At 49.9% G+C, this 11,889-nt stretch carries 12 protein-coding genes; 6 read left to right on the top strand and 6 right to left on the bottom strand.

What is annotated here, in order from left to right:
* Positions 1–140 precede the first annotated feature (140 nt).
* The 3 genes from speD to FS628_RS06865 all read right to left on the bottom strand — a co-directional run bounded on the left by speD (position 141) and on the right by FS628_RS06865 (position 2,873).
* Complete coding sequence (gene speD, locus FS628_RS06875) at positions 141–956, bottom strand: adenosylmethionine decarboxylase (RefSeq protein WP_036610662.1); 816 nt, start codon at positions 954–956, stop codon at positions 141–143.
* A gap of 131 nt (positions 957–1,087) precedes the next feature.
* The gene (locus FS628_RS06870) at positions 1,088–1,666 is read right to left on the bottom strand and encodes a DUF1273 domain-containing protein (protein WP_145320284.1); all 579 of its coding nucleotides are present in this window, start codon (positions 1,664–1,666) and stop codon (positions 1,088–1,090) included.
* Between the two features lie 58 nt (positions 1,667–1,724).
* A complete protein-coding gene (locus tag FS628_RS06865) occupies positions 1,725–2,873 on the bottom strand; it encodes an RluA family pseudouridine synthase (protein ID WP_145320282.1) in 1,149 nt (382 codons plus the stop codon).
* Between the two features lie 190 nt (positions 2,874–3,063).
* On the opposite strand from FS628_RS06865, the gene FS628_RS06860 reads away from it, so the two are divergent.
* Positions 3,064–3,471: a hypothetical protein gene (locus tag FS628_RS06860; RefSeq protein WP_145320280.1), complete on the top strand. Its 408-nt coding sequence runs from the start codon at positions 3,064–3,066 to the stop codon at positions 3,469–3,471.
* Between the two features lie 227 nt (positions 3,472–3,698).
* On the opposite strand, the gene FS628_RS06855 is transcribed toward FS628_RS06860, so the two are convergent.
* Positions 3,699–4,409: a GT-D fold domain-containing glycosyltransferase gene (locus tag FS628_RS06855; RefSeq protein WP_145320278.1), complete on the bottom strand. Its 711-nt coding sequence runs from the start codon at positions 4,407–4,409 to the stop codon at positions 3,699–3,701.
* Positions 4,410–4,725: 316 nt separating this feature from the next.
* Between FS628_RS06855 and FS628_RS06850 the strand changes: the two genes are divergently transcribed.
* The 5 genes from FS628_RS06850 (at position 4,726) to FS628_RS06830 (ending at position 9,889) form a co-directional block, all read left to right on the top strand.
* Complete coding sequence (locus FS628_RS06850) at positions 4,726–5,415, top strand: glycosyltransferase (RefSeq protein ID WP_145320276.1); 690 nt, start codon at positions 4,726–4,728, stop codon at positions 5,413–5,415.
* 18 nt (positions 5,416–5,433) lie between these two features.
* Positions 5,434–6,423 carry an SDR family NAD(P)-dependent oxidoreductase gene (locus tag FS628_RS06845; protein WP_145320274.1) on the top strand — a complete coding sequence of 330 codons (990 nt, stop codon included), beginning with the start codon at positions 5,434–5,436 and terminating at the stop codon, positions 6,421–6,423.
* Between the two features lie 34 nt (positions 6,424–6,457).
* Positions 6,458–7,861, top strand: a complete 1,404-nt coding sequence (locus FS628_RS06840; protein WP_260870945.1) for a nucleotide sugar dehydrogenase — start codon at positions 6,458–6,460, stop codon at positions 7,859–7,861.
* Entirely contained in the window at positions 7,848–8,594 is a 747-nt protein-coding gene (locus tag FS628_RS06835) for a class I SAM-dependent methyltransferase (RefSeq protein ID WP_145320272.1), read from the top strand. Before FS628_RS06840 ends, FS628_RS06835 begins: the two co-directional genes overlap by 14 nt.
* A gap of 164 nt (positions 8,595–8,758) precedes the next feature.
* Positions 8,759–9,889 (top strand): glycosyltransferase family 2 protein, encoded by a 1,131-nt coding sequence (locus tag FS628_RS06830; protein ID WP_145320270.1) that lies wholly within the window; start codon positions 8,759–8,761, stop codon positions 9,887–9,889.
* A 468-nt stretch (positions 9,890–10,357) separates the two neighbouring features.
* On the opposite strand, the gene FS628_RS06825 is transcribed toward FS628_RS06830, so the two are convergent.
* Both FS628_RS06825 and FS628_RS06820 read right to left on the bottom strand, forming a co-directional pair.
* Positions 10,358–10,882: a DUF5412 family protein gene (locus FS628_RS06825; protein ID WP_145320268.1), complete on the bottom strand. Its 525-nt coding sequence runs from the start codon at positions 10,880–10,882 to the stop codon at positions 10,358–10,360.
* Positions 10,883–10,905: 23 nt separating this feature from the next.
* Positions 10,906–11,799, bottom strand: coding sequence for an AraC family transcriptional regulator (locus FS628_RS06820; RefSeq protein ID WP_145320266.1), 894 nt, complete (start codon positions 11,797–11,799; stop codon positions 10,906–10,908).
* Positions 11,800–11,889 lie beyond the last annotated feature (90 nt).

Below are 11,889 nucleotides of genomic sequence, written 5' to 3'. Positions count from 1 at the left end.
TAAAAAATAAAGTTGCACACTGTCAACGTTATCAAAGAAAAAGACAAGCACATGACGCAGGTTCCTCTGAAAAGAAGGACCTTACCTTCATGATAGCTCGTCTTAAATCTTGCCTTATGAATACATCGTTGAACAACCTCTTAAGAGGGACGATTGATGTTTTTGCCGTAATAGATCTCATCCATCTCCAGCTTCAACCACTCCGTAATTTCCTGTTGTTCCTTCTTGCTCAGCTTATCCTTGGTGTATCCGAACAGATAATTATCCAGATCAAATTCCCTCAGTTTACATTTGGTATGGAAAATGTTCTCTTGATAGACGTTGACGTCAATCATATCGAAGCTGCTCTTGATCTCGTCCGGAATATAATTCTGAATCGAGCCGATCTCATGGTCAATGAACAGTTTGCGTCCGCTCGTATCCCGCGTGAATCCACGTACCCGGTAATCCATCGTCATAATGTCCGTATCGAACGAGTGGATGAGATAATTCAGTGCCTTGAGCGGAGAGATCTCACCGCAGGTGGAGACATCGATGTCGGCACGGAAGGTACTGATGCCTTCACTGGGGTGAAATTCAGGATAGGTGTGCACAGTGATATGGCTTTTGTCGAGTTGCATGACCACATTATCGGGCAAAGGACCAGGAGACTCATCCAGTGATTCCTCGGGGATCTCCACGATTGGACCTTCCGAGACCAGCATCGTCACACTTGCACCTTGAGGCACATAATCCTGCTGAGCGACATTCAGGACGTGGGCTCCGATGATATCAGAGACGTTGTTCAGAATTTTACTCAGCCGGGCGGCGTTATACTGTTCATCAATATATTCAATGTAAGCTTCGCGTTCGTCTTTGGTTTTAGTGTAACAGATATCGTACATATTAAAGCTCAGCGACTTGGTCAGGTTGTTAAATCCATGCAGTTGAATGCGCTGCTCTGGCGTAATTGTCATGGTTGCAGTTCCCCTTATCCCATACGACATATCATCGCAGTTATAATACTACTTATACCCAACCTGCCTCGAAAAAAAACATATGTACGTCAATCTGGGCTCCTTCAACCGTGGTTGCAACCACGTAAACGTCAGAAGGGAGAGTCCTCATCGTAGCCAATATCGTTCATGCGTTCATCCTCGGCTACAGACTGGATATCTTCCGAAGTCACACTGATGATTGTATAGTCCTCGTTCTGTTGTTTCTTCACGGCTTTTTCCTTGATAAAACGGGGACTACCATCCCCGGCATCTTCATCATAGACGAGCAGAAGCCCGTCGCTTTTGCGCAGCAACAGGTCATCCCGTGCAGTGAACTGCCACGGTCCAATATAGGGTTGATTGCTAATCGCACCGTAATAGTCCACACCCGAGAGGATGGAACGGTAATACTCCTGCTTGTCTTCTTTCCATTGCTCCTCGGGGTTCTGAAAGGCAGTGATGATCGACAGTTTCAGATGCGGGTACAGCTTCTTCAGATCAATCACCACTTCGCAGGCCCACAGGTCCACACCATATTGTCCCGGTGTAAGCACCCACTCCAGACCATCCTCGACAAGAGGCGTGAGGCGTGAGGCAATGGCCTTCTTGATAAATGGAATACCTTCATGCTTCTGTCCAAAAATCTGCAGTTCATGTGCACGGTAACCGGTAATTAACAAGTTTTTCAGTGTCCGTTCCTCCTTTCAGACATGATCAATCGATCAGTCGATTCTTATCAAGATGCAGTTATTTCGCGGGTGGAGTTTCTGCACGGAAAGGGTACAGGAATGGCTTCGGAATATCCGTCTCGAATGACATCAGTTCATCGGTTGTCGGATGAATAAACGAGAGTATGCGTGCATGAAGTCCGAGACGGCCAAGGTCTCTTGTGCGTGCGCCGTATTTTCTGTCACCAGCAATCGGATGTCCGAGATCTTCCATATGCACACGAATCTGGTTTTTACGGCCTGTCTCCAGACGCACTTCCAGCAGGGAGAACTCGCGGTTCGACTTCAGACGTTTGTAATGTGTAATCGCATGTTGTCCGTCATTGGGACGAGAGCTGGAGTACATTTTCAGCGTTTTGGTTTCCTTCAGCCAGGAAGAGATGGTGCCTTCTTCTTTGGCTACCGAACCTTCAACAAGGGCAACGTAGACGCGGTCCTGTACATTTTCTTTCCAGTTGTTTTGCAGCTTCTGTTGTACCTCTTCACTTTTGGCAAACATCATGACACCCGACGTATCCCGATCCAGACGGTGTACGACAAAAATCCGGTTCAGCGGGTTGGTGCGGCGCACATGCTCTGTCAGTTGGCGATAAGCTGTGAGGTCGTCCGTCTTGTCAGCGGCGATGGACAACAGTCCAGCTTCTTTGCGGATCACAATGATGTCATCGTCTTCATGCAAAATGTTAATGCCTGTTAAGGAAGGAGCAGCTACAGCACCCTCTTTACGGATGTATACAATCTGACCTGGCGTCAGCGCCTCATTAAACTTCGTCACGACCTTCTGATCCACGGATACCTGTCCACGACCCAGAATAGACTTCACCGCGTTCCGTCCCGATTTCAGATGTTGCAGCAAGAAATTCAACAGTTCATCCGGTTCAGTTACTTTGTACTGGCGTGGTGGTTCCTGCTTGCGATAGTAGGAGTTGCCTGGTCGTTTGGATGCGCTGGCATTTTTGGGTTTGTTGCCTCCAGCTTTCTTGGGTGCACCCGACGATTTCGCGGCTATTGGCTTCTTATTCTCCTCCGTATTGCGTGATGCGGAAGCACCTGATGTTTTGGCAGATGAGAAGTTGGACTTGCCGGACCGTGCTGAAGATGAATCTGCATAAGATTTCCCCTTGGCCGAGGCCGATGTCTTGCCTGTTGGACGTTTGCGTTTATTCATGAATAGTAATCTCCTTCTGAACAGCCTGTACCGCTTGTGTGCATACGATCCGTTCATTTTCGTTATGCAGTTCAATATACCATTAACAGTCGACAAATAAAAATAGGTTCAACCAAACTGCTATGCATCCAATCATAAGAGTAGTGAGATTCATAGGATAGGGTATCCCATAGCATTGGAGGTGTTACTCATGGGCGTGTTTCTCGATATGAGAACTTCGATGAACTCGGGAACCGTTGGACAGCCCGGTTTGTCGCTATCAGAATCCCCGTCAGCGTTCGGCACCATTGGTCTTCAGACGCAGGGTGTGGTGAACCCCATTATTACGTTGAACGGGACAGTAGGTGTTACGGGAGAACTGGGGGATACCTTTGTTGTGGAGCTTGTGCGGGGTTTTTTATATGATCCTTTCTATATCATCTACCGTGCTGAAGGTACAATCGGACAGAACGGAGGTGCAGAATTTCATTCGTTCACAGCTCAGGATCTGTCTGCACCACCAGCACTGGAAAGTGTGTATACTTCGTTCATCTCGGGGGTGTCCACAGCAGTAAGAACCGGGCCGGAGATGTTATACGGTATTGCAGCCATCGGCTAGTAGTGAAGGGCGTATTATGACAGGCAGAGTGCTTCGTCATCACTTCTGTTGACGGCAGAGTTCGCTTCATACCCCAGACAACCCAGACGTACAAAGTAATGCAGCGACCAGTTTCGACTAGCGCTCAGCATGAAACCCCCGACTCAAAGAGCCGGGGGTTTTTTGTCATACAACCATATGCAAGTTTCGCTGCAACTCACTGATTCGAGGTTGGAGGTGCCTGAAAATCAGTTGGCACGGCCTTTCAGAATGATGTTGTTGGCTTTGCCAAAGTCGATGGCGACTTTACCTGCGAGTGCGGCTGTTCGCTCAGCAAGAACAACCGCGTTGACGCCGCAGGAGAAGAGAGCGACATCAAAGGTATGTTGATTCGTCTGAATCCACTCAAGCGTGTCCTGCATTTGATCATAGCTGTCGAAGGGAAGTGCAGTCACAATGTTGAGTTGATATGGCTCACGTTCGAGCGTGGCACGCAGTGCCTCGGTCTCACGGGTAACGAGAAGCACCCGCCTGCCTGCAAGCATCTGCCAGAAACGAGGATTCTGCGCGAGCTCTCGATTCACACAGGCATGACAGGTCAGTGGGGGGGAGATGCCATAGTGTGCAAACAGCATATCGGTCAGGGGTCTTTTGAGATAATCCGGAGCTTTGATGGTATTGTCACCACGGGGAAGAACCCCAACGATACTTGCACGTTGCAGGGAAGCGGCGACTTCGTCACGCAGCTGCATGTTTGGAAGGCGAAGTCCCTTCTGACCGAGATTGGCCTTAATGGCCCAACGCTCCTGAAGAACCTGTTCCGTAGTCCACACCGTTTCCTGGGACATAACGATATTCTCTCCATCGCCAACGCGTACAAGAGACAGCGGTCGCTCTTCGAGCAGTGCGGCTTCAAGCTGATCAAGCACACCATCCATTTCAAGATAGATCGAATTCATTCGAGTGATTGCCTCCTTTGAAAATTGAACTGCTCTATTCTATGTTGCGGCTGCAGAAATGATATGTACGTTCGACTCGCAGGGCACCATCTTCAGCTGTATATCAATCTATTTCGTTGAGAATCAGTGCATTCGTCCGTACCGCTTCTATTAACATTTCATACCTTATAGAGTCGGCAGGATTGGCAAGCGAGACCTGGATGGACTGTCAGTTACCAGACAGCCGGAAGTTGTGTTTCGTTCCAAACGACTGTTGAAACTATGAAAATGGTCGTTATCCGCTGAAATAATGGCAGAGTTTATGAGGAGGAATGTTATGTCCAGGAAAGTGGTTATTGAAATTAACTTCAACAATTATGGGCTCGACCCTCAGCGATTGACGAGAGAATGGCTGGAGCGTCGGATGAGCATTTTTCGCACATTTACATTGCACTGCCTTAAAGCTCAGACGAATCAGGATTTCCTGACGGTAGTGAAGTTATCCAAGGAATCGGGAGAAGTGATGCAGGAGATTCTCGCGGAACAGGAGCCGCTGCCTGCCAACATTCGTTTTGGAACCCATATTGAGAGTGTGCGAGCGATTTTGGCATTTGCTGAAGGGGCGGAGCACATCTATATTGCCCGTCTGGATTCGGATGACCTGTATCACCGGACCTTTGTACAGCAGCTATATGACGTGCAGCCACAGCCACAGACGATGGCCCTAATCAACCAGAACGGTTATTTGTGGGATAGCGTGAACAACGAGATGGCACCTGCGTTTCATCGTTCTCCGCAATTCTACGTCTACCTGTATAAAACAGCGGAGTACGCATCCGGGTATCGGGTGAAGCTGCCGGGCAGAGGTACACATGGCAATGTCATCGATTTGCCGCATGAGCTGCTGACGCCGCGTAACTATGTCAACATCGTGCATTCGAGCAATACGTCAGTCAAAAAGGTACCACCCAAAGACCGATTAAGCCGCGAAGAGATGGCACAGGTATTACGCGAATTCATGATCTGATCAGGGAGGGGTATATGCATGATTAAAGGACAAACGATTCTGGTTACCGGGGGCACAGGCTCCTGGGGTCAAAAGCTGACCGAGGTGCTGCTGGAACAGGACCCGGCAGAGATTCGCCTTCTGTCTCGTAACGAATATGCCCAGATTGCGATGCAGCGTGAATTCAATCATGACCCGCGTTTGCGATTCGTCATTGGGGATATCCGGGATTATCGGGCAGTGGAGGACGCTTGCAAGGATGTGGACGTACTCTTCCATCTGGCTGCGTTGAAGCATGTTCCGGTGTGCGAGGACCAGCCGGATGAAGCGTTCAAGACGAATGTGATCGGGACGCAGAATATTATTCGGGCTGCGATCCGCATGCAGGTTCCCAAAGTCATTGATGTGTCCACCGATAAGGCTGTAGATCCGATTAACGTATACGGCATGACGAAGGCCCTGGGTGAGAAAATGATGATCCGTGCCAATTGGCTGAGTGAAGGTACGCGGTTTGTCTGCATCCGAGGGGGCAATGTGCTCGGAACCAGTGGTAGCGTGGTGCCTTTATTCCGGCGTCAGATTGATGAAGGCAAGAGCCTGACCATTACGGACAAAGGCATGACCCGCTTTTTCCTGACTCGTACCGAAGCTATACATCTACTGCTTAAAGCGGCTGAGGCGGCCGTGGGCGGAGAGACATTTGTGATGAAAATGAAAGCTTGCAAGATGACGGAATTGGCATCTGTCATGTTGGAACAGGCAGGTCGTCCATCCTTCGATTATAAGGTGACGGGCATACGTCCAGGCGAGAAATTGCATGAAGTGCTGATCTCGCCCTTTGAAGCACCGCGCACTCGTCAATACGATGCACAGTATTACGTGATCCTGCCGGAGCACCCGGACAAGGGGCTGACAGATCAGTACAGCAACCTGCCTCGTGTGAACTTCTCCGAGTATCGTTCGGACAGTGCCATGATGAACAAGCCAGCGATTGCCAATTTTTTGCGTGCAGGCGGCTATATCGATTAATTGAAGGGAGGCGGAGCGTTTGGGGGTGGAAGGGATGGAAGAGAAAGATCAGCACGAGCAGCACGAAGGAAAAGAAGAGCCGCAGCAACATAATACACTTCAACACATCAATGACCGCTCCCTGAAGGCTGTTGTCATCGGTCTCGGCTATGTGGGTTTACCTATGGCCGTGGAGATGGCACAGGCAGGTTATCAGGTTCACGGGATCGACATCGATACCTCCAAGATAGCCAAGCTGAACGCCGGGCAGTCGTATGTCATCGGTATTGAAGATGATATCCTGCAGTCGCTTATGCAGACAGGACTGTTCACGGCAAGTGACGATTATGCAGCAGTGGCGCAAGCCCATGTCATTGTCATCTGTGTGCCCACTCCGCTGACTGCCGAGCATCAACCGGATATCTCTTATATCTCGGCAGCGGTGGATGGTATGACTCCTTATCTGGTGGAGGGCAGTCTCGTCATATTGGAGAGTACGACTTATCCAGGAACGACCGAGGAACGTGTGAAGCAACCGATTGAAGCAGCAAACGGCTGGCGAGCTGGAGAGCAGTTCTATGTCTGTTATTCTCCAGAGCGTGTAGATCCGGGCAGTGTACATTATGGTGTGAAAAATACCCCAAAAATCATTGGCGGCTCCACACCGGCTTGTCTGACCTATGGCAAACAGTTCTACGGTTCATTCCTCAACGAAGTTGTTCCGGTCAGTTCAACAACCGTAGCGGAAACGGCAAAACTGTTCGAAAATACATTTCGCAGTGTGAACATTGCACTGGTGAATGAGTTGACTCCGGCCTGTGAACAGATGGGTGTAAACATATGGGAGGTGCTGGGTGCGGCGGCCACCAAGCCGTTTGGTTATATGCCATTCTATCCCGGTCCCGGCATCGGCGGACACTGTATCCCGATCGATCCGATCTATCTGTCCTGGGCCGCAAGCCGTCAGGGATCGGAGCTGCAATTCATCCAGCTGGCGGATACAACCAATCGGCAGATGCCAGAGCGAGTGGTGAAGCGTGCAGCGGAGCTGCTGGAGCAGAATGGTGTATCTGTTCGGGGAGCGCGCGTTGTTCTGGCGGGTATGGCATATAAAAAAGACATCGACGACCTGCGCGAATCGCCAGCATTGGATGTCTTCCGGCTGCTGAGCGCAGCGGGTGCAGAAGTCGTTTTCACTGATCCAATGGTGCCTCTCTTCCGTAAGGATGACGGTACGTTGCTTCAATCCCGGCCTGCTACGCCGGAATTGTGGACATGGGCTGATCTGGTGATCATCACGACGGATCATTCGGCATTCGATTATCAGGAGATGGCGGATCAAGCGAAGCTGATTTTCGATACACGCAATGCAACAGCCGGATGTCACGGGGGAAATATTGTGGTGCTGGGCCAGCCAGTTCGGCGAGGAAAAACGGGAGATACCTATGGCGAATCATGATCGGGTGAGTGAACGCTATTATGGCGAGATTAATTCGGAAGATTCTCATGAGGCGACAAGAGCCCGTATCCACTGGATGTGCCGTGAGGCGACAGGCAAACGCATTCTGGACGTCGGTTGCAGTCAGGGTATTACATCCATTTTGCTGGCACGTGAAGGATTTCGTGTAACAGGCATTGATCTGGAGGAAGACAGCATCCGGTATGCCCAAGCCGAGCTTGCCAAAGAGTCCAAGCCAGTGAGGAACAATGTGGATTTTCGGATGCTTGACATTACGCAATGGAAAGTAAGAACTACCTTTGACACTGTGCTGCTTGGAGAAGTGCTTGAGCATTTTGCTCATCCGGAGATGTTGTTGGTCCAGATTCATCGGCTGCTGCAAGAGGATGGGACGCTGGTTGTCACTGTGCCGTATGGATATCATCCGTTCTATGACCACAAGCAGACATTCTATGCAGGAAGCCTGGCGATGTGTCTAATGCCGTATTTTGAAGTCTTGAAACTCGAAGTTCATCATAAATATCTATGTTGTGTGGCCCGCAAACGGCGGAGAACTCAGGTGCATATGTCGCCGACTTTGAATCAACTGATGGAGTGGATGGCGCTGGATCATACCCATTTTGCCGAGGTGGAACAACAGCATCTCCGCGTAATGAAGCAGCGCAAGAAGGTGCTGGACAGTGCGGTGGAGCAGGTGAAAAGGCTTCGCCGTCAGGAGAGTGGAGAAGTGTAACATGGGATACGAGTGTAACAGGATAGGATATAAGAAGGCATGTGCCTGAGAGATTAAAATTACTGCAGGTACACCGGAACTATGGACTTGAGTTAGTTAGAAAATAGGGGAACTTGCATGATCGACAGTTCGCAATACGCGTACGACAGGAAGGGGCTCAAAACGTGATCACCATCAGTCTGTGCATGATTGTGAAGAACGAGGAACGCACGCTGGCGCGCTGTCTTGATTCGGTTGCCGGCATCGCGGACGAAATCATCATTGTAGATACCGGTTCATCGGATCGTACGATGAAGATCGCTGCGCAGTATACCGACCAGGTCTACACGTATGAGTGGAAGGAAGATTTTGCCGCAGCGCGGAATGAGTCATTCGCCAAGGCCACGCAGGAGTACATCCTGTGGCTGGATGCGGACGATGTGCTGCTGCCTGTGGAACGGGCGAAGCTTGCGGTGTTGAAGCAGCAGCTGCCGTCCGAGGGGGAGACAGCGGCTGTGATCTTGAACTACACGCTGGCCGAGGGCCCGGAGGGAAGTCCGCTCGTGACGGACCGACGGCTTCGCCTGGTCAAGCGGGATGCCGGGTGCCGCTGGCATGGCCGGCTGCACGAGCAGCTCAGCTTCCCGCCGGGCGAGGTTATTACGGCAGACATTGCCGTCACGCACCGCCGCGAAGCAGGGCATCATTCGGCGCGAAACGTGCGCATCCTGCGCAAATGGATCGCCGAAGAGGGCGTTGCCCAAGGTCGCCTGCTGTTCTATTATGCAGGCGAATGTTATGACCGCAAGCGTTATGCAGCGGCGGCACGCGGGTATGCGAAGCTGCTGGAGCAGCCAAGCGGTTACCGCGAGGATCGCCTGATTGCCTGCGCGCGGCTGGCGGAATGTCATGAACGGCTTGGCGAGCCGGGCCGTAAGCTCGGCGCATTGCTGCAGTCATTCCAGTATGACCTGCCGCATGCCGATTTCTGCTGCGCCATTGCGGCCTGCTTCCATGAACGGCAGGAACCCGTCTCTGCGATCTATTGGTATATGCAGGCGGTGGACGTGAGCAGCCGCGATCCGGGTCTTCGTCCGGTGCCCGCGGCCTGCCGCACTTGGCTACCACATGCCCGACTATCTCTCTGTTATGCCCATCTGGGCAATTGGGAGCAGGCACTGATGCATAACACCAAAGCCCGGGAGTATCTGCCAGACGATCCGGGACTGCTTGCCAATCGGCAGAAGCTGGAAGTGGTAGTGCGCAAGGAGATGAAGGAACGGGAAGAACGCGGTGAGGTTTCACCTCGTAAGTAGGAAGACAAACTGGGACAGATGAGCACGAATGAGGACAGAAGAGTTTGAAGCGGTAGTATAGATAGATAAAATAGATTGAAGTAGAAGTGAAAGGACAACAAAAGCTAATTGTTGCTGAAGGGTGCGATAGGACGGATCAGTGAAAATAAGGGTTGGGTGGAAATAGAGTGTAAAGGACAATTGCCAGCAGAAGCAGAAGGTGCGCAAGATTAAGAGTTAAATAGATATGATAGATAAAGTATGAGGTTGTCATGTGTTTTAAGTCCGATAGCTACGATATGGTTAGGAACGATGATATTTAGAACAAGAGCAGCCCCGTTTGACCGAGGTAATCGGTGAGCGGGGCTTGCTTTGTGTTTATACTTCACACCGAGTGCAACGCGCACATCTTCTAACGTAAGGTGCAGTGAACCAAGCATCACGATGATCAGCCATGTAGCCAGAAGGTCGTTTTTGGTGCTGGGAATTTTACTTCTCGGGTGCCAAGCATCGCACATACTGGTCTTTCATCCGCAAGCTTTTGCACGCCCAGCCCCGTCCATCATAGATTTCATCATCAATCTTGAGGGTAATGGTCTCATCCGTGTATTCATTCCAGTTTTCAATTCGGAGTGTGTTTTCATTTTCCCATTCCAGATGGTTATTCCCGCGGTGCTCAGCACGATATATCGTTTGGGATGTGTAGTCCTCAGGGGCATTCGTCTTCTTCACATCGACCCACATCGTAACCCCGCCTGCCGCACCACCATAGGGCACACCATAAATCTCGGCAGTATACTCACCATTCTGTGAAGGCATGGAGTAGCTCAATTCTCCTTTCTCAGAACGGTCAAACGTGGAGAAGTATGGACGGAGCCAAAAATACAGAAATACGGCGGTAAACAGCACAAGCATCAATAATGTAAATGTAGTGAAAATCGGGTGTCTACGTATCCAAGATTTGCGAGAATCTGTATGGGATGAACTTGAATTCGTTTGAGTATTTTGATTCATCGGATCGAACCTCCATTGACAGCTTACAGTGAAATTTGCTTTGCAGGGATATATATGTCCATCTCTCCGTAGTGGTCCTGAGCCAGACTGCCATCAATTCTTTCGAAATAGTATGGATCACTCTTCTCATACCCCGAATGGCTTTGCCAATATTCATCAATAAATGTCCAGACACTGTCCAGGTGGTCGATGTTGATCAGACTTGGGTGGAAATCACAGACGAATTTGAATACAGCATACTGGTTGGCCGGCACTTCGATTCCATCCAGTTCGTTGGGGATATCATCCAGGTGGGTGACTTCCACAGAAGGTTGATATGTACTGTAATCCTCGTTAATCTCATTGGTGAATCCGATGTATACGTTGGGCTGCAACACGTTAGGAATTGAATGAAAGTGTTTACCAAAAAAGTCGTTGCCTGCTGCATTGGCCTCGTAGTGCTCTTCATTATCTGTATATCGAATATGGGATCGCTGTCCGACGAGTTTCATGGCTGGTTTTCGCACATACGTTGGTTTGAATATATATCCGTACGGAAGCATCGTAATCATGGACGAAGTCATACGGGCTGTGAATTCAAGCTCTCCAGCTCCCTGTTTGCGGTATTGCAGGGGAGTGATCCCGAAGGCTTGCTTGAAAGCACGTATGTAAGATTGTTCATGTTCAAAAGCATAATGCCCGCTGATATCGATAATCTTCCAGTTCAGGTTCACCAATTGTTCCAGGCTACGTGCCAATTTGCGTGAACGAATATATTCCCCGGGCAATTGTCCACTTACATGTTTGAACATGCGATGCAGGTGGAACTTCGATATATGAGTAACAGATGCCAGATGATCCAGTGTTAATTTGTCTTGAATATGGTCTTCTATGTAGTCGAATAGCTTATCCAATGTGTTCAGCAAATCATGTTGCATAGTAATCTCCCTTACTTCTGATCGTACTTACAGCAAGAAATGTTCATTTTTTCCTTATCCACGATGATATCATAACCAAGTACATAATTT

Source organism: Paenibacillus xylanexedens (assembly GCF_007676705.1).
GTDB lineage: Bacteria > Bacillota > Bacilli > Paenibacillales > Paenibacillaceae > Paenibacillus > Paenibacillus xylanexedens_C.
This window is presented reverse-complemented; position numbering and strand designations above follow the sequence as displayed.